Source organism: Citrobacter sp. LUTT5 (assembly GCF_009905315.1).
Taxonomy (GTDB): Bacteria; Pseudomonadota; Gammaproteobacteria; order Enterobacterales; family Enterobacteriaceae; genus Citrobacter; species Citrobacter freundii.
In genome coordinates this window covers 955,091-977,418 of the sequence record NZ_CP047606.1, presented here as the reverse complement: position 1 = coordinate 977,418, position 22,328 = coordinate 955,091, and the positions used below count along the sequence as shown (strand labels likewise).

Genomic DNA, 22,328 nt, shown 5'->3' with positions numbered 1-22,328 from the left:
ATCCGACCTGGATTGTAGCCTTATCGCTCGTCGCGACGACCGCCGACGGCCGCCCACAGACGACGTACGTGAACGGTTACTTCTTCACGGTCATGATACAGCTGACGCGCCTGAATTTGGGCATTTACGCCATGTTCATCAAGCTGGGCCTGAATGTAAGCCAGGTTCTGTGATACCTCTTCGTAGCGTTTTTTCATCGGCAGCTTGAGGTTGAATATTGTCTCACGACACCAGCCGTTGACCAGCCATTGTGCCATCAGCGCGGCAACCTTCGCTGGCTTCTCCACCATATCGCAGACCATCCACGAAATATTGTTGCGATTCGGACGGTATTTAAATCCGTCTTCACGCAGCCAGGTGACCTGTCCGGTATCCATCAGGCTTTGTGCCATTGGACCGTTATCCACCGAGTAAACCCACATGTTGCGTTTAACCAGCTGATAGGTCCATCCGCCCGGGCAGGCCCCTAAATCCACCGCATACATTCCGTTCGCCAGACGCTCATCCCATTCATCGGCAGGGATAAACACGTGCAGCGCTTCTTCCAGCTTCAGCGTTGAGCGGCTCGGCGCATCGGCCGGGAATTTCAGTCGCGGAATACCCATGTAGAACGGTGAGTTATTGTCAGGCCAGGAATAACCGGTATAACAACAGCCAGGGGCGATAAAGAAAACATGAACCACCGGACGTTTCGGCGTTTCATATTTTGCCAGTACGCCCGCTTCACGCAGCGCCGCGCGCAGCGGTACGGTAAATTTACGGCAGAACTTAACCAGCTCTTTGCTTTCATTGGTGTCGGCGACTTCGACACGCAGATCGCCACCCTTTTCCACCACGCCCTGCAGCATGCCAACGATCGGCGTAATGCGGTCTTCCGGCGGTAAATATTGCAGCAGTTCGCCCACCACAAACATTTGACGGGCAAAAATCAGTGAGCTAAACGGCAGCTCTTTCACTAGCTTTTCGGCATCATCCTGCTGATAGCATTCGAAGATGACGTAACCCGCATTGTCTTTCACGCGGGCAAAACCGAAGATTTCCCGGCGCCCTGCTTTATCCGTAATTTCTGCGGCGCACTCTTTTTCAAAACCCGGGCGACACAACAACACAACCTTATTCATGGCTAACGCCCTTACGTTTCAATCTAATAGCACCCACTAACATCAGCGCCCAGCCCACAAGGAAGCTGAAACCGCCGACGGGGGTAACAAACGCCCACAGCCGTAAATGAGAGAGCGCAAGGCAATACAGGCTGCCGCTAAACAGCACCGTTCCTAATGCCAGAAACACGCTACTCCAGTAAAACCAAATGCTAATGCGTCGCTGCATGGCGACGGCCAGGCCAAAGATAGCCAACGTATGGAACGCTTGATACTCAAGGCCAGTCTGGATCCACCCCATCTCAACGACACCGAGGGTTTTACTCAGAACATGTGCCCCAAAGGCACCCAACGCCACAAAGATAAAGCCACTTACGGCGGCAAAAATCAGCATAAAACGGCTGGTCATGTGAATACCCTACGTAAATTATTGTTCATAACGAAAGCGGAATTTTTCTTGTTCCGTGGCCGCTTTAGCCAAAATCCACTGACGGAAGGCGGCTATTTTACCCAGTTCTGCCTGACTGTCATGACAAACCAGATAAAATGCGTTTTTGCTGACCAGAACATCGTTAAACGGACAGACCAGACGTCCGGCTTCTATTTCGGACTGCGCCATGACGTTATTAGCCAGCGCAATCCCCTGTCCATGGATAGCAGCCTGTAGCACCATGGCGCTATGGCTGAAGATAGGTCCCTGCTGTACGTTGATATGATTCAAGCCAAGCTGGCGCGTATAGGCTTGCCAGTCACGGCGCGACGCATCGTGCAATAATGTGTGTTTAGCCAGATCGTCGGGCGTCTTCAACGGTTTATCACCGGTGAGTAATAGCGGCGAGCAGACCGGCAATAAATATTCTGCGTACAATTTTTCAACGCGCAGACCCGGCCAGTTGCCGCGTCCGTAGAAAATCGCCACATCTACATCGTCCGCCAGTTTGTCTTCCTGACGGTCCACCGCCTGGATCCTGACATCGATTCCCGGATAAGCTGAGTTAAAGCTAGAGAGTCTGGGCACCAGCCATTGGATCGCAAAACTGGGCAATAAACTGACGGTAAGTGCACCTTTTGCACTACGTGCCTGAAGTTTACGCGTCGCGTCGGTTAATTGCGAAAAAATCTCTTTGATGTCGAGGAAGTAGCTTTGGCCTTCTTCCGTTAACAGCAAAGATCGATTGCGTCGACGAAACAGCTTCAGCCCCAGGAAATCCTCAAGAGACTTGATTTGATGACTTACTGCGGCCTGCGTCACAAAAAGCTCTTCTGCTGCGCGAGTAAAGCTCAAATGACGCGCTGCAGCATCAAAAACACGCAACGCATTTAAGGGTGGTAATCGTTTTGACATGACTTTTAGGCTTTGATGTTAAATGAATTTAACAATTAGCTAACAGGCTGTAACCTATTAGTTTTTTTTATCTGAGCCATTATAAATTGTCCGTTGAGGTTCTACCAGCAAATACCTATAGTGGCGGCACTTCCTGAAGCCGGAACGAAAAGTTTTATCGGAATGCGTGTTCTGGTGGGCTTTTGGCTTACGGTTGTGATGTTGTGTTGTTGTGTTTGCAATTGGTCTGCGATTCAGACCATGGTAGCAAAGCTACCCTTTTTCACTTCCTGTACATTTACCCTGTCTGTCCATAGTGATTAATGTAGCACCGCCAAATTGCGGTGCTTTTTTTTGTCCGACTCTTTGTCGATGGATGACCGATTAGTTATCCAGTTCTACCATCTCTTTCACGTCAGTGCGGTTAATCTGCTGTTTGTTGCCGTTAGCGTCTTTATACGAAATCATCCCCGTTTCATTATCGGTCTGTGGCTTACCGTCAGCTACGATTGATCGACCATCGTTGGTATGCATCACGTAATTCGAACCGGAACAGGCGCTCAGGGCAAAAGTCAGCATACAGGCAGAGATAATTGCGGCAGTCTTTTTCATCTTCTTCTCCTTAAAGCGATTTATGCTATTAAAAACACACTCCGTAACAGGCAAAATTGCTCGCCTAACGCTATTTAGCATAAGACACTGAGCGGGCTTTGCCAGGATATCCAGAGTATTCCGATGGTTAGCGCAACCCTTGTATCAATGCCCTTTTTGCGCCACGATCGGTTTACTGAACTGAGGAATACCATGAACGCTTTTAACCCCGCGCAGTTTCGCGCACAATTTCCCGCACTCAACGATGCTGGCGTCTATCTCGACAGCGCTGCTACGGCGCTGAAGCCACAGGCGGTGATTGAGGCTACCCACCAGTTTTATAGCCTGAGCGCCGGAAACGTCCATCGCAGCCAGTTTGCTGAAGCCCAGCGCCTGACCGCACGCTATGAAGCCGCGCGGGAAAAAGTCGCAAGCCTGATTAATGCGCCGGATGAAAAAACCATCGTCTGGACCCGCGGCACAACGGAAGCGATCAACATGGTTGCTCAAAGCTATGCGCGTCCACGCCTTCAGCCGGGTGATGAGATTATCGTTAGCGCAGCGGAACATCACGCCAACCTCGTGCCCTGGCTGATGGTCGCGGAGCAAACGGGGGCTAAGGTCGTCAAACTCCCACTCACCCCCGATTTATTGCCAGACGTTGAGCGCCTCACGCAACTCATTACCCCGCGCAGCCGCATTTTGGCACTCGGGCAAATGTCGAACGTCACCGGTGGCTGCCCGGATCTGGCCCGCGCCATCACGCTCGCCCATGCGGCTGGCATGGTGGTGATGGTTGATGGTGCCCAGGGGATTGTCCATTTTCCTGCCGACGTACAACAGTTAGATATTGATTTCTATGCGTTCTCGGGCCACAAGCTGTATGGTCCAACCGGCATTGGCGTGCTGTACGGTAAGCCTGGATTACTGGAAGCTATGTCACCGTGGCTCGGCGGCGGAAAGATGATTAGCGAAGTCAGCTTCGACGGTTTCACCACCCAGGCAGCCCCATGGAAGCTGGAGGCCGGTACGCCTAACGTTGCTGGCGTTATCGGGCTAAGCGCAGCGCTCGAATGGCTGGCGGACGTCGACGTTGCACAGGCCGAAAACTGGAGCCGGGGTCTGGCGACGCTGGCAGAAGATGCGCTGGCGAAACGCCCCGGCTTTCGGTCCTTCCGCTGCCAGGATTCCAGTCTGTTAGCCTTTGATTTCTCGGGTGTTCATCACAGCGATATAGTTACGCTATTGGCCGAATATGGCATTGCGCTGCGCGCGGGGCAACACTGCGCGCAACCGCTACTGGCAGAACTGGGCGTATCCGGGACACTACGCGCCTCATTTGCCCCTTATAATACACAAAGCGATGTGGATGCGTTGGTCGCAGCCGTCGACCGCGCGCTGGAAATATTGGTGGATTAATGACAAGCCCTCTGTTCGCCGGACACCCGTTTGGCACAACCGTAACCGAAGAGACGTTACGCAATACCTTTATCCCGCTCACTCAGTGGGAAGATAAATATCGTCAGCTGATACTGCTGGGTAAGCAGTTGCCGGCACTTCCGGATGCGCTAAAAGCACAGGCCAAAGAAATCGCGGGCTGTGAAAACCGCGTCTGGCTGGGGCATACTCTTCATGAGAATGGCACTCTGCATTTCTTTGGTGACAGCGAAGGTCGAATAGTACGCGGGCTGTTGGCGGTATTACTCACCGCGGTCGAAGGTAAAACGGCCGCCGAGTTACTGGCGCATTCACCAATGGAATTATTTGACGAGCTGGGTTTACGCGCGCAGCTCAGCGCCTCGCGTAGCCAGGGGCTACATGCTCTTAACGAGGCAATTATCGAGGCTGCTCAGAAAGCCGGATGACGGCGCTGATGTGTCTTATCCGGCCTACAACACCGCACAAACCGTAGGTCGGATAAACATAGCGCCATCCGACACAATCAGGGCTGGCGCGCCGCTTTGGCCATCATCTTCTTCAGCGCATGGGAGACGGCAACAAAACCAAAGGTGGCGGTCACCATCGTGGCCGCGCCAAACCCGGATGCGCAATCCATACGTTTCGGCCCTTCCGCCGTCGCTTTCATCGCACATACCGAGCCATCTGCCTGCGGGTACACCAGCGCTTCGGTCGAGAACACACAGTCCACGCCCAGCTTGCCTTTGCTGTTTTTCACCACGCCAAAATCGCTTTTCAGCCGTTCACGTAGCTTGGCCGCCAACGGATCCTGGATGGTTTTTGCCAAATCAACGACCTGAATCTGCGTAGGATCTATCTGTCCGCCCGCACCACCGGTGGTCACCAGCGGAATTTTGTTACGCCGACAGTACGCGATCAGCGCCGCTTTTGGACGCACGCTATCAATCGCATCAATGACATACGAAAATCCTGCACTCATATATTCAGCAACGTTATCCGGCGTGACAAAATCATCGACCACGTTCACCCGGCACTCCGGGTTAATCTGGCGGATACGTTCAGCCATCACTTCAGCTTTTGCCAGGCCGACGTTATCGCGTAAAGCATGGATCTGGCGGTTAGTATTGGTGACACACACATCATCCATATCGATGAGCGTGATGGCGCCAATGCCGGTTCGTGCCAGCGCTTCCGCCGCCCATGACCCCACTCCGCCAATCCCAACCACGCAAACGTGCGATTGAGCAAACAGTTGCAGCGCATTTTCGCCATACAGACGCGCCGTACCGCCAAAACGCTGACGCCAGGCATCACTTATAACCACAGACATAACACCTCAAATTCATTAATACTACGCAGTATGGCTGCCGGATGGCGCTTCGCTTATCCGGCCTACGCGCTAATTTGTAGGCCTGATAAGGCTAGCCGCCATCAGGCAACTAGCCGCTAAATACGTTACCCGCACCCGGCGCGGTTTTCAGCACCCACACGCGTCCGTAGTGATTATACCACCCGGCACGGTGTCCGGCGTCTGCGCCAATACCCTGATAGATGTCGAAGTGCTGTCCTTTTATCGCCCCGCCCACATCCAACGCCACCATCAGACGCAGTTCATACTGGCCGGTAAACTTGCCGTTATTGTCCAGTAACGGGACTTCCGCCAGTAACGTTGTGCCCGCAGGAATGATACTGCGGTCAGAAGCCACGGATGCGCGGCCAATCAACGGTACCGCGCTGGCCCCTTTCACCGGAGCAAAAGATTGTGGTTTAAAGAAGACAAACGATGGGTTCTGCTCCAGCAGCTCACGCACTTCGGCTTCGCTGTGCGTTTCACCCCAATGACGAATAGCCTGCATCGACATATCTTCTTTTTTCACTTCGCCACGGTCGATAAGCACTTTACCGATACTGCGATAGGCGTGGCCGTTTTTCCCGGAATAGCTAAAGAAGTTGAGCGGGCTGCCATCGCCAAAATCGATGTAACCACTGCCCTGAACATCCATAATGAAGTTATCCATCAGGGAGTTGCTGTATGCCAGAATATAATTGTCGCTTAGCGCACCCGCGTAGATCTCGGCACGGGATGGTAAGCGCCCACGTTTTGGCGGCATACGATAGATAGGATACTGAAACTCGCCCTGGCGCGTATGCCGCGCCTGGATAACCGGCGTGTAGTAACCGGTAAACTGGACGTTACCGTAGTTATCAGCCCCTTCCATTTGCCATGCATCAATACCAAACTGACGCATACTGCGCGTATCACCGCCCGCGCGTAACCATTGCTGGATAGCGTTGTAGACGTTGCTCTGGTTACCGTACAAACGTGGCGAAGCGCTGCGAATTTGATTAACCTGCTCGGCGAAATCACCGGCATTGATTGGTGCACCAACCGCATCAGGCTGGTTCACCAGTGAGAAAGGCTGGGTAAATTTCCCGTCTTTATACTGCTGCCCACGATCGGTGGGTTTTGAGGAACACGCGGCGAGCATCGCGACTACAGCTCCCGCCAGAAGATATTTTGCCCAACGTCCTTTCATTGTTCTCGTCTTATGTTGCCTGAATGCGAGACGAAGATAACAAACCCCCGAACCTAATGAAATGCGTATACATACCCGAACGCAAATTTTGAGCAAAAAATAATCCAGAATGCGTTGTTTTTGTTCATTTTCACCCTAAAAACGTGATCAAGGTGAAAAAAGGGTTGCATGAAAATGCGAGCAGAGTATAGTGCGCATCCACGGACGCGGGGTGGAGCAGCCTGGTAGCTCGTCGGGCTCATAACCCGAAGGTCGTCAGTTCAAATCTGGCCCCCGCAACCAATTAAAATCAGAAGCAGTAACGTTACTCGATGGAAGAGTAATGACGGACGCGGGGTGGAGCAGCCTGGTAGCTCGTCGGGCTCATAACCCGAAGGTCGTCGGTTCAAATCCGGCCCCCGCAACCAATACAATCTGATACAAGTTTACTCGATGAAGAGTAAAGACGGACGCGGGGTGGAGCAGCCTGGTAGCTCGTCGGGCTCATAACCCGAAGGTCGTCGGTTCAAATCCGGCCCCCGCAACCAACATTATGAACACCCTGACGGGTGTTTTTTTGTATCTGCGGTCCATAAAAAAAGCGCTTTTCAGCGCTTTTTTGTTATCCCCTTCTCGCCAGTGTCGCCCCATCGGCAAAATAGGCTTTAATCCCTGCCAGAATCGACTCTGCAACTTCCTGCTGGAAGGTCGCCGTTTTGAGTTTGCGCTCTTCCTCAACGTTACTGATAAATGCCGTTTCGACCAGAATGGACGGGATATCCGGCGCTTTCAGTACTGCAAACCCGGCCTGTTCAACTTGGTTCTTATGCAGGTTGTTGATTTTACCAAGCTTATTCAATACCGCCTTACCAAACTTCAGGCTGTCGGCGATGGTCAGCGACTGCACCATGTCAAACATGGTGTGGTCGACGTAACGGTCACCGCTCTTACTGACGCCACCAATGAGATCCGAGGCGTTCTGGGTCTGCGCCAGATATTTCGCTGCGGTACTGGTCGCGCCTTTGGTCGAGAGCGCAAACACCGAAGAACCGCTGGGTTGTCGACTGGTAAAGGCATCGGCGTGAATAGAGACAAACAGGTCTGCGCGCTGCTTCTGCGCTTTTGCCACACGGACTTTAAGCGGAATGAAAATATCTTCATTTCGCGTCATAAAGACCTTCATGTTGCCCTCTTTCTCTATGAGAGCTCGCAGACGGCGGGCAATCTGCAGTACCACATCTTTTTCACGCGTCTTGTATTTCCCCACCGCACCGGAGTCTTCCCCGCCGTGGCCCGGATCCAACATAATGACAATGGGGCGATCGCGTCCCGCTTTGCCCGGCTGTGGGCCACTCTGCGCAGGCGGTACCTGTTTATCCAGATCGCCCCTGTTGTAATCTTCCAGCAATGCCAGCAGCGGATCCTGAACATCCTGGGCATTTGCGGGATAGAGATCCATCACCAGACGTTCTTTAAAGCCCGCCACCGGTGCCAGGGCAAAAAGTTGCGGCTTCACATTCTGTTTCAGCTCGAACACCATCCGTACGGTCTTTGGATCAAACTGGCCAACGCGCGCCGACTTAATATACGGATCGTCAGGACGAATCTGCGTCCCAATGCCCTTGAGCACCGAGTTCAAATTAACGTCTTCAATATCCACAACCACACGCTCAGGATTACTCAGGGCAAACTGTTTGTATTTCAGCAGACGGTTAGATTCTACCGTGACGCGAGTGTAGCTGGACGCAGGCCAGATACGTACGGCAACGACCTGACTCACGGCTGCCAGACCCACCTGGCTGACGCTCAAAAGCCACATAGCACCCGCACCTTTCAATAAACGGCGGCGACTGATTGCTGAATTGGATCCCGACATGCTTCTCCCGAGCAAAAGAAATCTTTTTAGAGGTAATACGTAAAACGTCCGAATTGACCGGAAACTTTAGCGAATGACGCATAATCTGTCATCTATAAAAGGGTAAACATTCTTTTTATATTCACGGCATTACTGAGAAAAATCTTCGGCATGGGTAAAAATTACGCTTGCGCACAGCGCAAAAACAGAATAAAAATACATAAATTACGAATAATCATGCAATGAGGGTGTGCCGTGGTGAAGGAGCGTAGAACCGAACTGGTACAGGGATTCCGCCATTCTGTTCCCTATATCAATACCCATCGGGGAAAAACGTTTGTCATTATGCTGGGCGGCGAAGCCATAGAGCATGAAAACTTTTCCAGTATCGTCAATGACATTGGTCTTCTTCATAGCCTCGGCATCCGCCTGGTCGTAGTCTATGGCGCACGACCGCAGATTGATGCCAATCTTGCGGCGCATCATCATGAGCCGGTGTACCACAAAAACACGCGCGTCACCGATGCGAAAACGCTGGAGCTGGTCAAACAGGCTGCGGGGCTACTTCAGCTTGATATTACCGCCCGCCTGTCGATGAGCCTGAATAATACGCCATTGCAGGGTGCACACATCAATGTGGTCAGCGGTAATTTTATTATCTCCCAGCCGCTGGGCGTTGATGACGGCGTAGATTACTGCCATAGCGGGCGTATTCGTCGCATCGATGAAGATGCCATTCACCGCCAGTTAGATAGCGGCGCGATTGTGTTGATGGGCCCGGTCGCCGTTTCCGTCACTGGTGAGAGCTTTAATCTGACGTCAGAAGAGGTCGCCACGCAGCTGGCTATCAAACTGAAGGCAGAGAAAATGATCGGTTTTTGCTCGTCTCAGGGTGTCACCAACGATGATGGCGATATTATTTCCGAGTTGTTTCCTAACGAAGCTCAGGCTCGCGTTGAGTTGCAGGAAGAGAAAGGCGATTACAGCTCCGGTACGGTGCGCTTCCTGCGCGGAGCAGTGAAAGCCTGTCGCAGTGGCGTACGCCGCTGCCATCTGATCAGCTATCAGGAAGATGGTGCATTGCTGCAAGAACTGTTCTCCCGCGACGGCATCGGTACGCAGATCGTGATGGAAAGCGCCGAGCAGATCCGTCGCGCTACCATTAACGATATCGGCGGGATTCTGGAGCTTATCCGCCCGCTGGAACAGCAAGGTATTCTGGTCCGCCGCTCGCGCGAGCAGTTGGAAATGGAGATCGACAAATTCACGATTATTCAGCGTGATAACCTGACTATCGCCTGTGCCGCTCTGTACCCTTTCCCGGAAGAGAGAATTGGCGAAATGGCGTGCGTAGCGGTACATCCGGACTACCGTAGCTCGTCGCGCGGGGAAGTATTGCTGGAACGGATCGCCGCGCAGGCCCGGCAAATGGGGCTGAGCAAGCTGTTCGTGCTGACCACGCGCAGCATTCACTGGTTTCAGGAGCGAGGCTTCACGCCGGTAGATATCGACCTGCTGCCGGAAAGCAAAAAAGAGATGTACAACTATCAGCGGCGGTCAAAAGTGCTGATGGCGGATTTGGCATAGGCGTGGTTGCCGGATGCGGCATACAGTTCGCTGGCACATCTTTGGTATGCAGATCGTAGGCCTGATCAGACGCAATAGCGTCGCCATCAGGCACACAGCCGGATGGCGCTGACGCTTATCCGGCCTACATCATGCCATCATTAAACAACGCCGACAATCCGCTGCGGCGTTCAGTGCGGGTGGCAATGGCGCCACTCAATATCCGCTCATCGGCATACAGCGACAAACGACGGCGTGCGCGGGTAACGGCGGTATAGACCAGCTCGCGAGTCACCACAGGTGAATGCTGGTTGGGTAAAATCAACGCCGCGTGGTCAAACTCAGATCCCTGCGATTTGTGCACCGTCATTGCCCAGGTGGTTTCATGTTCAGGCAAGCGGCTGGGCTGGACCGATTTGATAGAACCGCCCGGCAGCGCAAACCACACCCTCAGACCCTGCCCACGATCCAGGGCAATGCCAATATCACCGTTAAATAATCCCAGCGAACTGTCATTGCGCGCGATCATCACTGGCCTTCCCTCATACCAGCGGCTATGCGTCGAACGGTGAATTTTGCGTTTTTGCGCCATCACCTGCTCAATGCGTTCATTCAAACCACCCACGCCAAACGGACCTTCCCGCAGGGCACACAATAGCTGATACTCATTGAAGGCCTGAATGACAGCATCCGGCTCGGCGCGCTCGCGCAGTAAATCCAGATAGTGACCATAACCCGCCAGCGCTTCCTCCAGCATCGCAGCGTAATCTTCGCTGCTGTGCAGAGCGCGTTTTTCGATGTCGCCAAATCCCTGCTGGAAGACCGTTTTTATCGCGGCTTTGTCACCACGATTAATCGCCGCAGCCAACTGACCGATTCCGGAATCGCTACCGAAACGGTAGCTCTTTTGCAGCAGGCACAAACTGTCGCGCAGAGCAGCCGCCTGAGTTCCCGAACCAGCTGGAATAGTGGTTTCAGTCAGGCGACTAAGCTGGCGGGCACGCTCCGGGGTAAAACCATCACCGACGAAAGCACAGATATCCCCCAGTACCGCCCCCGCTTCAACAGAAGCGAGCTGGTCGCGATCGCCCAGAAAAATCACCCGCCCGTGTGGCGGTAGCGCATCGATAAGGCGCGACATCATCGGCAAATCGATCATCGAGGCTTCATCCACTACCAGCACGTCAAGATGCAGCGGGTTTCCTGCATGATGCCGCAAGCGTTGGCTACCAGGCTGAGCGCCTAATAATCGATGCAGCGTACTGGCATCATCGGGAATGCGCTTCTTTTGCTCATCGGTCAGCGGCAGTTCACGCAACGCCGCGCCCAGCGAGGCGGTCAGACGTGCTGCTGCTTTTCCCGTGGGCGCCGCCAGACGAATACGACAGCGTTCACCGTCCGCCATCTGAATCAACGCCGCCAGAAGCCTCGCCACCGTTGTTGTTTTTCCGGTCCCCGGTCCGCCGGAGATCACCGATATACGACGGGTAAGCGCGACAGCAGCGGCCACTTTTTGCCAGTTAACGCCTTCAACGGGCGGAAACAGCGCTGCCAGCGTGTGGGTCAGCCGTTGTTCATCCACCTCAATGGCGTAGTTAACTTCGCCGAAAAAGCGCGCCACCGCGCGTTCGTTATGCCACATCCGGTTCAGATACAAACGATCGCCGTACAGCACCAGCGGTGTGGGCTGCTCGCCACGGCTTACCGCCCCGGAGGCCAGCAGGCATTCCGCCCAGTCTTCGGGCTCTCCCGCTTCAGCGAGCCAGGCGCTTAACAGAGGATGGGCGTCCTCACTTCGGGATAGACGCGAAAGCGGTAAGCAGACGTGCCCTTCTCCTGCTTCACGGCTGAGCAACGCCGCTGCCAGCGCAACGGCAGGGTTATCATTTCCGGCAACCGCCAGCGCGAACTGGGCATCCAGAGGGCGGAGCTGCTTTTGCTCAACGGCTTCCAGTAATCGTTTCTGGATTGTCATGACATCTCCTCCAGCGGCACACCGGCAAACAACTCGTCCATCAAAGCGATCAACTCTCCGTCAGGTCGGGTCGCATAAATTCCCTGCTGCGGATTTTCACGGTCAACGCCACGCAGGAAGAGATAGATAACTCCGCCAAAATGGCGTTCATAATCGTAATCAGCAATGCGATGGCGCAAGTAGCGATGCAGCGCCAGGGTATAAAGTTGATACTGCAGGTCGTAGCGATGCGCCTGCATGGCAGAGGTCATCGCCTGCTGCGTATAGGCGGAGCTGTCTTCACCCAGCCAGTTCGATTTGTAATCGAGCAGGTAATAGCGCCCCTGATGGCGGAATACCAGGTCAATAAAGCCTTTTAGCATGCCGCGCACCTGCATAAAGTCCAACGCAGGGCACCCCGCCGAGAGCGGATCGTACTGGCGAATCAACGCATCAAGTTGGTTGGCCATCAGCGGCTGCGAAATCGGCAGATAAAACTCCATCTCCACCTGTTTTTCTCGCGCGGAAAGCTGGCTCAAACTCACGCCCGTCTCGTTGAGAGGCGCCTGCAAAATGGCGTCCAGCCATTCGGTCAAAACCGGCGTCCAGTGCGCGTCATAACCGCCCAACGCCAGTTGCTCCTCGACCCAATGCGGATCCACCGGTTGCGTAAAATCGAGATTTTCAAACAGGCTATGCAAGAACGTACCCGGCGAAGCGCCGCGCGGGAACTGATGCGGTGTGAGTCCTGATTCTTCAATAACCTCACCGACGCCTGCGGCATCGATATCCAGTCGAGGGATCAGATCCTGCGCAATACCATGTCCACGCTGTTGCAGACCGGAATAACTGGTCACGCGCCAGCTATCGCCGGGCGTACGCTGCAGTATTTTTGCACTCAGTTCACTGCTAACAGACTGCGCAACCTGCCAGGGTTCGCCGTCAGGCTGCGCGGGAATCTGGCAGGCAATATCGTCGCAGCACAGCGCTTCAATCGCGCCACGCAGACCCGCGGCATCCATCGGCTCGCCTTTTTGCAACAGGCGACCAAGGGCGCTCTGATGCACATCGGTATCCCCTTTTTTATCGCCCCGACGTCGTACCAACGGCGCAACGCCAAGGCTGCAGTGCCATACCGAACGGGTTAGCGCGACATACAGCAAACGCAGGTCTTCCGCCAGACGTTCCGCTTCTGCCAGCTCAACGCTCTCCTCGGCATCGCTGAGATCCAGCACTGCTTCAAAGGAGCTGCGATCGTGGTAGAAAGCCTGATCCTGGACGCGGAAATTGGTGATAAATGGCAGCCAGACCAGCGGATATTCCAGCCCTTTCGATTTATGGATGGTGACGATTTTAACCAAATGCTTGTCGCTTTCGAGCCTGAGCTGCTGACTGGACGCATTGCTGTCGGGTTCAAGAATATGCTGGGACAACCAGCGCACTAGCGCATGCTCGCTTTCCAGCTGCGAGCCCGCTTCCTGCAACAGTTCGCTGATATGTAAAATGTCGGTCAGTCGACGTTCGCCCCCCGCCGTCGCCAGCAGGTTCTCCGCAATCTGGCGGGCAGCCATCAGCGCGCGCAGCATCGGCATCACGCCGCGTTTATGCCAGATCTGACGATAACCATCGAACTCCTCGACCACCGCATCCCAGGCATTTTCGTCATTATTTAACGCTTCAAGATCCTGCGCATTCAGCCCCATCATTGAGGTCGCCAGCGCGCTACGCAGCGTGTTCTCACGCTCCGGCGTCATCACCGCCTGCAGCACCCACAGCAACTCCTGCGCTTCCAGCGTTTCAAATACGCTGTCACGGTTAGAGAGGTAGACGGAGGGAATGGCCAGTTGCGTCAGCGCATCGCGGACCAGCGCCGCCTCCTGGCGGCTACGTACCAGTACGCTGATGTCCGACGCGCGTACCGGGCTGGAGGCTTTGCCACTGACCAGTTGCGCAGCGCCAGAATGCCCGGCCTTAAGCCAGTCGCGAATTTGCATGGCGCACACCTGCGCCATGTAGTTCTGATAGTCGCCTACGCCACAGCTTTCCCCTTCCATCAGCCACATACTCATGGCTGGCTGCGTTTCACCGTGTAAAACAAACTGAAGCGACTGGTTTTTTTCTGCGAATTTTACCGGACTGAAGGGGATTTCGCGGAACATAAAGGCGTCGTCCATCTGGCTGAAAAGCGTATTCACGCTATTGACCATGCCAAGGGCCGAACGCCAGTTAGTATCGAGCGTATAGTGTGCGCTGACTTCGCTGCGCGCCTTCATATAGGTGAAGATATCCGCGCCGCGAAACGCGTAAATCGCCTGTTTTGGATCGCCAATCAGCAGAAGTGCGGTATCCGGCTGATGCTGCCAGATCCGACGAAAAATACGGTACTGCTGCGGATCGGTATCCTGGAATTCATCGATCATGGCAACCGGAAAACGGGTGCGAATAGCCGTCGCCAGCGCATCGCCGCTTTCACTGCGCAACGCTGCATCCAGACGGCTGAGCATATCGTCAAAACCCAGCTCGCCGCGGCGGCGTTTCTCCTCGGCAACCGCCGCGCGGATCTCCGCCAGCGCCCGGGTGATCACCAGATCGCGCAGGGTTAACGGTTCGCTAAGCAGTTCATCAATAGCGACGAAAAGCGGGTGCTGAGGAGTTATCCCGCCCGCTTTGGTTCGCTCTTCTAAAAAGCGCTGGGAGAATTTCTCCAACGCATCAGGCAGCTGATAGCTTTGAGTTTCTTCCTGCGCCCACGCGCTGATCTTTTCGATCCACTTACCCTGGTTAGCGCGATTAAATTTACGCCGATCGATCCCGGAGGCTTCCAGCAGACCATCCAGCTCATCAACAGAATCACGCCATTGCTGCTTGATCTGGTTAATGCGTGCAAGAATTTGTTCATGCCGGGAGGCCAGTGTTTCGTCATCGGGCGGAGGAGCCTTGATAACCGGTGCTTCCCCTTGCAGATAGCGATCGATATCTCTCAGCAGCGCCTGCGGTCCTTTCCACGTTTCAAAAACCACCTGCGCAATGTCGCGGGGCAGCGGGTAGCAGTGCCGACGCCAGAAGTCCGCGCAGGCCTGATAGCGCAGCAGCGATTCATCTTCTATCAGTTGCTGTTCGAACAGCATGCCAGACTCAAAGGCGTTAAGGCTGAGCATACGCTGACAAAAACCGTGGATGGTAAACACCGCCGCTTCATCCATCTGTCTTTCAGCCAATAACAGCCACTGAGAGGCCTGTTTTTTATCGGCAATTTCATCTAACAAACGGGCATATAGCGGGTTGTCGGTGGTTTCACGCAGGCAGGCAATTCGCAGTTCATGAATGTTGCTACGAATTCGACCGCGCAACTCTTCGGTAGCCGCCTCAGTGAAGGTGACTACCAGCAGTTCTTCGACGGTCAGAGGACGAGGAAAGGCGGCAGAGCCGCCCAGTCCAAGCAGTAAACGTAAATACAGGGCGGCGATGGTAAAGGTTTTACCGGTGCCCGCAGAGGCTTCAATCAGACGCTCGCCCGTCAGGGGCAAACGCAGTGGATCAAGGGACTCAGCGGCATCATTCATTCTTATCACTCATCAGGGGTAAGGTTTGCTGCAACGCGCTGACGGTCTGCCACACTTTCCAGCCTTCCGGGTGCACATATTCTGCTTGCCCGTTCTGACTGCCGGAAACCTGTGACAATATCGCCATGCCTTGCGGCTCAACCACCGCCTGATGGAAGAAGTCGGCAAGTTTTTGCGGCGTCAGCAGTTTAATCTGAGCCACTATTTTATCACGTGAATCGAAGCGCATATTGCCGCGATCAAAATCTTTGCTTAACTGTGAGGCTTCTGCCCCCAGCGTTTGCGGCGCCTGCAGCATTTGCGCAATAATCGCCTGCTGAATTTGCGCGAACTCTTCAGGTTTCATCGCCCGCAGCTTCGCTTCCGCCGTCGGGAAGAACGCTTTATAACGCTCCCAGAGGTAAGACGGCTGCTTATCACTGCTTTGCAGCAGGAACCCCATTCCCCACTGACGGCCAACGCTCATCGGGAAAGCAAATACGGCGTAACCTAACTGTTCTTCAGTACGCAGTTGATTGTAGAACCACGGCTGAACAATCTGCCCCAACATGGCGCTGTAGGCTGAACTGGCGTATTCATCGTATCCGGTTGGCACAAATACCGCCGCCAGTGCTGAATCCGTGCTGCTGCCTGCTTTTTCAAAGATGACGGACTGCTTCTTGTCCACAACCACATCTTTGTTGCGACACCACTGTGACCCGTTCGCACCAAGCTGTTTTTGGATATCCCGCGCCATGCTCGTTGTCTGAGCTTCGCTCATATTACCAATGACCAGGAATTCAGGTCGCGCACCGGTTTTTAAGGCGTCGCGGTAGGTCATCACCTCTTTCAGGGTGATGGAAGGCAGCAACTGACGGCGCTCATCACGTGAAAAATAAGGCACCTGAGAAAGCATCTGCACCGGCATAATAGCCTGATCGTAGGCTTTACCCTTTTCTGCGGAATCCATCATCTGGGCATACCAGGATTTCGCCTGTTCCAATTGTTCATCCGTTGAGGTATAGCTGAAATAGCCGCTCAGCAGCGCCTGAAAAAGCTGCGGCAAACGTTGGGTGTAGCCGTTGGCGTTAAGCATCAACCCATTGTTAGCGTTGGTAGAGAAACCAATTCCACCTACCGATGCCTGGTTACTTAACTGATCGAGCGCAATCCCCGCCAGGTAATCGTTAAGTGCGAATAAGACCTGGTTGCGGGCGCTGTCCATGGCTTTCGGGTTACGCAGGATCACGCTGACGTCAGCCTTCGGCTCGCTGGCAAAATACTGGCTCGGGGCATACACCACGCGTAAATCCGGCTCATCAACAATCAGCTCCGGATGAGCGTATTTTTTATCCGTCTTAATCAGCGTGAAATCATCCGGAATGTAGGGGTTCACCTCCGGTAACGACAGCGCAATGCCCTGTGCTTTTTGCTGCCAGTCGGCAAAGGTTTTGTCGCTGATTTTATCCACCTGGTAAGGCGCATCGACAAAATAAGCGGTTTTATTATGCGGCTCTTTCGCGCTGATATACCAGATACGTGCATTCTGCGGCGTCATCATTGCCAGACGTTGCTCAACAGCTTTCGCATCGTACTGGTCAGCAATATTCACCGCATCCAGCGTATGCTCGACGGGAACGCGGATCATGGTATCAGCCAGCCATTCCACGTAGTCCATATCACGGGTGATGGAGGGATAACGGAAATCGAGATCCAGCACATGCGCCAGCTCGTCAAAATAGCGTTTATCGACGCCTTTCTCGCGTAACAAATTGAGGTAGCTAAAGATTGCCGCGACAACTTCATCGCGATTCGCCAGCCCCTTGTCGGTTAACGTCGCGGAAATGGCTAACACGCCGCTGTTCCCGTTGACTACCGGATCGGAGTCTGCGCGAATACCTTCAACCAAGCCCTGCTTTTGCAGCCAGTCAGACAATGTGCCCGGACTACGATTGCCAATCAGGTAGGTCACCAGCTCATCGGTTTTACTGCGGAACTGCGCGCTGTTGTTATCAATACGAAACTCGACGCGCAATACTTTACGCGGCATTGCCGGAACATAGTGGATGATGATGCCCTTTTGCGCATCAGTGACGACCGGTACGGTAATTTCAGGCTTTTCGATATTTCTGTTCGGCACGCGCCCAAAGGTGTCAGCCGCTATCCGCGCCAGCTCTGGCAGCGGTTTATTGCTATAAATCACCGCCTTCATCAGGTTCGCGGAGTAGTACTTTTCATGAAATTTTTGTAACGCCTGTACCACCGGGTTGCCCGGTTTGTCGCTTAATGTCTCTAGATTCCCGCCAGAGAAACGCGAGCCAGGGTGCGCCGGGTTGATAGTCTCAGCGCTCACCTGCGCCATACGCATCCCGTCTCGGGTACGCGCCAGCGTCAGCTCGGAGTTAACCGCGTTACGCTCACGGTCGGCATATTTTTTATCCAACAATGGATCGGCAATAGCATCCGCCAGGCGATCCACCGCCCCCACCAACGCGTCGTTTTCGACTTCAAGATAGAAGGCCGTACGATAAGGCGCAGTGCTGGCATTGTGGCTACCGCCGTGCATTTTCAGAAATTCAGCCAGGCTGTCCGGCTGCGGGTATTTTTTCGAGCCCATCAGGCACATGTGTTCGAGATAGTGCGCCAGCCCCTGATGATCGTCCGGATCTTCCAGCGAGCCCACGGGGACTACCAGTGCAGAAAGGGATTTCACGGCCTGAGGATCGGATACCAGCAGCACAACCATGCCGTTATCAAGGCGCACGGCCTGATACTGACGGGTATCTTTATCGCTTTTACGGATGGTTTCAGCTAAAGGCTGCCAACCGGTATCTGCCTGACTTACGGGAACCCAAAGGGCGACGAACAACAGTAATGCGCTGAACCAGGTGCTGCGGGGCATTCACAAACCTCATCATTAACGTATTCACCTGTTCACTACAAACCACGCATAAATACATGGTCTGAACAGGGCAAGACTATGTGCTGAACGAGCCAGCATCTTCTCTTTGTAAGAATCAGTCCGTGACAGAATGCGCATCATAGTGGAAGCCACCGAATTGCGCAATTTTTATACAGCCATCATGACTGATTGAAGCGAAAAATCGGTAACAGGTAGCGTTGAGACTGTAAAACAATAGTCTCCAGCGTATCAGCATCCAGTTGACGCCAAAGACGCTGATACCAGATATCATCACCTTCGCCACGTACTATCATGTTGCCTTCATAGGCTTGCAGAAACTTACTGCGCGCTTTTTGCAACGTTGCATCGTCATCTAACATGGCATCATTTGCGGCGTCATAACAGGTTTTTATCCATGCACCGCCGCTTTCGGGCAATACCAGCAATGGTGACGACATGCCTTCCCGATACCCCTCAATGAGTTGCGACAGATACAGCAACGCCTGTTCTGCATCCAGCGGCGGAAAACGCCATTCCCCGTCTTTACGCAGGAATAATCGGCTCTCTCCCGTACCGCCACTCGCACAATAGACAAGATGTTCCAGCCAAAGTTGCACGCCCTGCGCAATGCTGATCAAAGATGGGCGCCAGCGCAACAAACCGTCCTCTTGTACCTGCGGCAACCAACCGGTGATTTGTACGCCGTTACAGTTAAGATCGATTTCCATGCTCTGACAGGGCTGACGACAGGCGATAATACGCTCAGCCAGCGACTGCATCTCCTGACGCTGCGTATCCCACAGAATTTCGCCAAACGGCCCATAGGGTAGCGTGCCTGCCGCACGAAAACGGCGGAACAGTCGTTCAGCGTCGTTCTCTTCAACCAGTGTATTAAGCAATTGCTGATTAAGCTGATAGCGGGTTAATCCTTCAAGGGTGAAAGGCTCCGTGTCCGGGATCTCACTCTCTTCAGAGCGGAAGTTGACCCTCAGACGCATCTGGAAAAAGGCGCGTACCGGATGTGCCCAAAATCGCTGCAGTGTTTCCAGCGTTAGCGTTTCTGGCATTTCAAAAGGAAGAGGCTGCACAAAATCCGTGTGCGCTTTTCCTGACAGGCTCGCCGCAGGTAGCCATTCCCGGGCATAGCTTTGCTGTTCGCCTGGTAGATAGTTTTGCGCATCAAAGGGCATACGGGTATGCAAACGGGTAATGTGCGCTTTTACCCTTGTCTCGCTTTGATCGCAGGTCAACAATTCGTCACCCGGCAGATAATGGCTTTGCCCAATGTAGTCCATCAGTTCTTGCACCAGCACCGACGGGAAGCGCTCGCTGTTATCCTGGATCGAGCGGCCAATGTAGCTGATGTAGAGCGTCTGCTGTGCCGAAATCAATGCTTCGAGGAACAGATAGCGGTCATCATCACGACGGCTGCGATCGCCCCGCATCGGTTTTTGACTCATTAAATCAAAGCCCAGCGGCGCAAGCTGGCGTGGATAAACGCCATCGTTCATACCCAGCAGGCACACCACTTTGAACGGAATGGAGCGCATCGGCATCAGCGTACAAATGTTAACGGGACCCGCCAGGAAGCGCTGGCTGATGCGTTCCTGATCAAGGCGCTGGGCCAGCTCATCACGTAACAGAGAGAGCGGTATAGCATCGCCGTACTCGGCCCCTAAACCTTCAGTGATAATAGCCTGCCACTGCTGTTCAATCAGCGTCATCGCCGCTTCGGTATCCGCGTCCGGCAGGAAGAAATCATTAAGCATTTCCCGACAAACAGGTAGCCACTCTTCCAGCGGTCGTTCCTGCGCTAACCCTCTACGCCAGAGATTAAGCTGCATCAGCAACGAGGCCAGATGCCCTACCAGCTCGGCAATCAAACCGCTGGACTCATCGTAAGGCAATACCGATTGCCACTCGCCCTGCGCGCTTTCCATCGCGTAGCCGAGCAGCATACGCGTTAAACCAAATTGCCAGGTATGCTGACCTGTAGGCGGAAGTTCCAGTTCACGCACGTTATCGTCGTCAATTCCCCAACGAATCCCGGATTCATTGACCCATAAGCGAAGATAGCGCAACCCTTCTTCATCAATGTTGAAACGCGCCGCCAGCACGGGGACATCCAGTAACGCCAGGACATCCTCTGAGACAAAACGGCTATCCGGTAGAGACAGCAGACTAATAAAAGCCTGTAAGACGGGATGAGACTGGCGTGCCCGACGGTCGGAAATCGCATAAGGTAAGTAACGCTCGGCTGGTGCACTGCCAAAGACCGACTGAATGAATGGGCTGTAGCTATCGATGTCCGCCACCATCACGATAATATCGCGCGGCGTCAGCGTTGGGTCCGCTTCCAGCATGGCCAACAGCCGATCATGCAGAATTTCCACCTCGCGCTGTGGGCTATGGCAGACATGGAAAGTCACGCTGGTATCGTTCAGATCAAGCCGGCGTTTATTGTCACTACGGGAATATTCTTCCAGCGTGACGCCCGCCACGGCATGACTTTCGAGTTCCAGAATATCCGATTGAATATTATGCAAAAGATTGTCAGGCGTAATGTCGACAAACGCATCCAGTTCCTGACTATTTTCCAGCTCCGAAAGCAAATAAATGTAATCACGCCCCAGCTTGCCCCACGAGGCCAGCATCGGGTTGCCCACATCCTGTTCGCCATCGCTGTTAAATAATCCTTCGGCTTTCTGGTTATCACGAAACAGCGGCAGGTGCCGTTCTTCAAAGCTGTGCCGACGCTGACGCGCCATCAGCTTCGCCAGCCAGGCAGGATCTTTAATATCTCCCCAGTAGTAGCGACAAGGGTTGGTAAACAGCAGATGAATATCGATGTGCTTACCCAGCGCTTGCAATGCCTGCAAATAAACCGGCGGCAGCGCCGAAATGCCGCAAATAAAGACGCGAGAAGGCAGTCCCTGCGGGCACTCGGACGCGTTTTCCAACGTCTGAATAAATCGTTGGTATAAATTGGCACGATGCCAACGCGGCTGGCCCAACTCCGCGGTGTATTCCACCAGCGCTTTCCACAACGGTGCCTGCCAGGCCTGAGACTCGCCGAGTCCCTCAACCAGTCGCCCCGCTTCCCACTGGGTCAACCAGTCAGGGCGGTAGACTAAATACTGGTCGAAAAGGTCAGCCGCGCGCGAGGAAAGCTGAAAAAGCTTACGTTTATCGGTGTCGTCCGTCAGATAGTGGCGCAACAATGCAAAGTCATCGCCATCCAGTAATTGCGGCAACAGCGTCATCAACTTCCAGCTCATGCTCTGTTTGTTGAACGCGCTCTCTTTCGGGATATCCGGCAGCACGCGCACAAACATATCCCAGATAAAACTCGCGGGCAGTGGAAAATCGATATTGGCGGCAATACTAAACTTCTGTGCAAGAGTCATTTGTAACCACTGCGCCATACCGGTACTTTGAACCAGGATCATCTCAGGCTCAAAGGGGTCGTCCAGCCGCTCGCGCTCAACGATAAACTCCATTAACGCTTCCAGCACATCCAGACGGTTGGAGTGGTAGACCCTTAACATAGCGACTCCTG

The 22,328-nt window shown here is 53.9% G+C and carries 14 protein-coding genes and 3 tRNA genes; 6 read left to right on the top strand and 11 right to left on the bottom strand.

Features of this window, described 5'->3' with window-relative positions; all coding sequences use genetic code 11:
* Window positions 1–20: 20 nt before the first annotated feature.
* The 4 genes from rlmM to GUC46_RS04615 all read right to left on the bottom strand — a co-directional run bounded on the left by rlmM (window position 21) and on the right by GUC46_RS04615 (window position 3,036).
* Complete coding sequence (rlmM, locus tag GUC46_RS04630) at window positions 21–1,121, bottom strand: 23S rRNA (cytidine(2498)-2'-O)-methyltransferase RlmM (protein WP_003034040.1); 1,101 nt, start codon at window positions 1,119–1,121, stop codon at window positions 21–23.
* Window positions 1,114–1,509: a DUF423 domain-containing protein gene (locus tag GUC46_RS04625; protein ID WP_003034037.1), complete on the bottom strand. Its 396-nt coding sequence runs from the start codon at window positions 1,507–1,509 to the stop codon at window positions 1,114–1,116. The genes rlmM and GUC46_RS04625 overlap by 8 nt, the downstream gene beginning before the upstream one ends.
* An 18-nt stretch (window positions 1,510–1,527) precedes the next feature.
* On the bottom strand, window positions 1,528–2,445 hold the full coding sequence (gene gcvA / locus GUC46_RS04620) for a glycine cleavage system transcriptional regulator GcvA (RefSeq protein ID WP_003034035.1): 918 nt from the start codon (window positions 2,443–2,445) through the stop codon (window positions 1,528–1,530).
* A gap of 363 nt (window positions 2,446–2,808) precedes the next feature.
* Window positions 2,809–3,036 (bottom strand): YgdI/YgdR family lipoprotein, encoded by a 228-nt coding sequence (locus GUC46_RS04615; protein ID WP_003840386.1) that lies wholly within the window; start codon window positions 3,034–3,036, stop codon window positions 2,809–2,811.
* A 192-nt stretch (window positions 3,037–3,228) separates the two neighbouring features.
* Between GUC46_RS04615 and csdA the strand changes: the two genes are divergently transcribed.
* On the top strand, window positions 3,229–4,434 hold the full coding sequence (csdA, locus tag GUC46_RS04610) for a cysteine desulfurase CsdA (RefSeq protein WP_160179854.1): 1,206 nt from the start codon (window positions 3,229–3,231) through the stop codon (window positions 4,432–4,434).
* Window positions 4,434–4,880: a cysteine desulfurase sulfur acceptor subunit CsdE gene (gene csdE / locus GUC46_RS04605; RefSeq protein ID WP_003840390.1), complete on the top strand. Its 447-nt coding sequence runs from the start codon at window positions 4,434–4,436 to the stop codon at window positions 4,878–4,880. The genes csdA and csdE overlap by 1 nt, the downstream gene beginning before the upstream one ends.
* Window positions 4,881–4,957: 77 nt before the next feature.
* Here the strand turns inward: csdE and tcdA are convergent, their stop codons facing one another.
* A complete protein-coding gene (gene tcdA / locus GUC46_RS04600; RefSeq protein WP_003846496.1) occupies window positions 4,958–5,764 on the bottom strand; it encodes a tRNA cyclic N6-threonylcarbamoyladenosine(37) synthase TcdA in 807 nt (268 codons plus the stop codon).
* Between the two features lie 109 nt (window positions 5,765–5,873).
* The gene (gene mltA, locus GUC46_RS04595; RefSeq protein WP_003034021.1) at window positions 5,874–6,971 is read right to left on the bottom strand and encodes a murein transglycosylase A; all 1,098 of its coding nucleotides are present in this window, start codon (window positions 6,969–6,971) and stop codon (window positions 5,874–5,876) included.
* A gap of 205 nt (window positions 6,972–7,176) precedes the next feature.
* Between mltA and GUC46_RS04590 the strand changes: the two genes are divergently transcribed.
* The 3 genes from GUC46_RS04590 (at window position 7,177) to GUC46_RS04580 (ending at window position 7,498) form a co-directional block, all read left to right on the top strand.
* Window positions 7,177–7,253, top strand: a tRNA-Met gene (locus tag GUC46_RS04590).
* A gap of 48 nt (window positions 7,254–7,301) precedes the next feature.
* A tRNA-Met gene (locus GUC46_RS04585) sits at window positions 7,302–7,378 on the top strand.
* Between the two features lie 43 nt (window positions 7,379–7,421).
* A tRNA-Met gene (locus GUC46_RS04580) sits at window positions 7,422–7,498 on the top strand.
* A 74-nt stretch (window positions 7,499–7,572) separates the two neighbouring features.
* Here the strand turns inward: GUC46_RS04580 and amiC are convergent.
* Window positions 7,573–8,826, bottom strand: coding sequence for an N-acetylmuramoyl-L-alanine amidase AmiC (amiC, locus tag GUC46_RS04575; protein ID WP_160179851.1), 1,254 nt, complete (start codon window positions 8,824–8,826; stop codon window positions 7,573–7,575).
* A gap of 234 nt (window positions 8,827–9,060) precedes the next feature.
* Between amiC and argA the strand changes: the two genes are divergently transcribed.
* Entirely contained in the window at window positions 9,061–10,392 is a 1,332-nt protein-coding gene (argA, locus tag GUC46_RS04570; RefSeq protein WP_003034012.1) for an amino-acid N-acetyltransferase, read from the top strand.
* Between the two features lie 124 nt (window positions 10,393–10,516).
* Here the strand turns inward: argA and recD are convergent, their stop codons facing one another.
* The 4 genes from recD to recC all read right to left on the bottom strand — a co-directional run bounded on the left by recD (window position 10,517) and on the right by recC (window position 22,317).
* Window positions 10,517–12,346 carry an exodeoxyribonuclease V subunit alpha gene (recD, locus tag GUC46_RS04565; protein ID WP_003034009.1) on the bottom strand — a complete coding sequence of 610 codons (1,830 nt, stop codon included), beginning with the start codon at window positions 12,344–12,346 and terminating at the stop codon, window positions 10,517–10,519.
* Entirely contained in the window at window positions 12,343–15,888 is a 3,546-nt protein-coding gene (gene recB / locus GUC46_RS04560) for an exodeoxyribonuclease V subunit beta (RefSeq protein ID WP_160179849.1), read from the bottom strand. Before recB ends, recD begins: the two co-directional genes overlap by 4 nt.
* Window positions 15,881–18,769 (bottom strand): pitrilysin, encoded by a 2,889-nt coding sequence (ptrA, locus tag GUC46_RS04555; protein ID WP_003034003.1) that lies wholly within the window; start codon window positions 18,767–18,769, stop codon window positions 15,881–15,883. Before ptrA ends, recB begins: the two co-directional genes overlap by 8 nt.
* Window positions 18,770–18,948: 179 nt before the next feature.
* Complete coding sequence (gene recC / locus GUC46_RS04550; protein ID WP_048232726.1) at window positions 18,949–22,317, bottom strand: exodeoxyribonuclease V subunit gamma; 3,369 nt, start codon at window positions 22,315–22,317, stop codon at window positions 18,949–18,951.
* Window positions 22,318–22,328: the final 11 nt, after the last annotated feature.

Excerpts from the sequence above, each read along its gene's own strand:
- rlmM (WP_003034040.1), bottom strand. The coding sequence starts at position 1,121 with ATGAATAAGGTTGTGTTGTTGTGTCGCCCGGGTTTTGAAAAAGAGTGC.
- GUC46_RS04625 (WP_003034037.1), bottom strand. The coding sequence starts at position 1,509 with ATGACCAGCCGTTTTATGCTGATTTTTGCCGCCGTAAGTGGCTTTATC.
- gcvA (WP_003034035.1), bottom strand. The coding sequence starts at position 2,445 with ATGTCAAAACGATTACCACCCTTAAATGCGTTGCGTGTTTTTGATGCT.
- GUC46_RS04615 (WP_003840386.1), bottom strand. The coding sequence starts at position 3,036 with ATGAAAAAGACTGCCGCAATTATCTCTGCCTGTATGCTGACTTTTGCC.
- csdA (WP_160179854.1), top strand. The coding sequence starts at position 3,229 with ATGAACGCTTTTAACCCCGCGCAGTTTCGCGCACAATTTCCCGCACTC.
- csdE (WP_003840390.1), top strand. The coding sequence starts at position 4,434 with ATGACAAGCCCTCTGTTCGCCGGACACCCGTTTGGCACAACCGTAACC.
- tcdA (WP_003846496.1), bottom strand. The coding sequence starts at position 5,764 with ATGTCTGTGGTTATAAGTGATGCCTGGCGTCAGCGTTTTGGCGGTACG.
- mltA (WP_003034021.1), bottom strand. The coding sequence starts at position 6,971 with ATGAAAGGACGTTGGGCAAAATATCTTCTGGCGGGAGCTGTAGTCGCG.
- amiC (WP_160179851.1), bottom strand. The coding sequence starts at position 8,826 with ATGTCGGGATCCAATTCAGCAATCAGTCGCCGCCGTTTATTGAAAGGT.
- recD (WP_003034009.1), bottom strand. The coding sequence starts at position 12,346 with ATGACAATCCAGAAACGATTACTGGAAGCCGTTGAGCAAAAGCAGCTC.
- recB (WP_160179849.1), bottom strand. The coding sequence starts at position 15,888 with ATGAATGATGCCGCTGAGTCCCTTGATCCACTGCGTTTGCCCCTGACG.
- ptrA (WP_003034003.1), bottom strand. The coding sequence starts at position 18,769 with ATGCCCCGCAGCACCTGGTTCAGCGCATTACTGTTGTTCGTCGCCCTT.
- recC (WP_048232726.1), bottom strand. The coding sequence starts at position 22,317 with ATGTTAAGGGTCTACCACTCCAACCGTCTGGATGTGCTGGAAGCGTTA.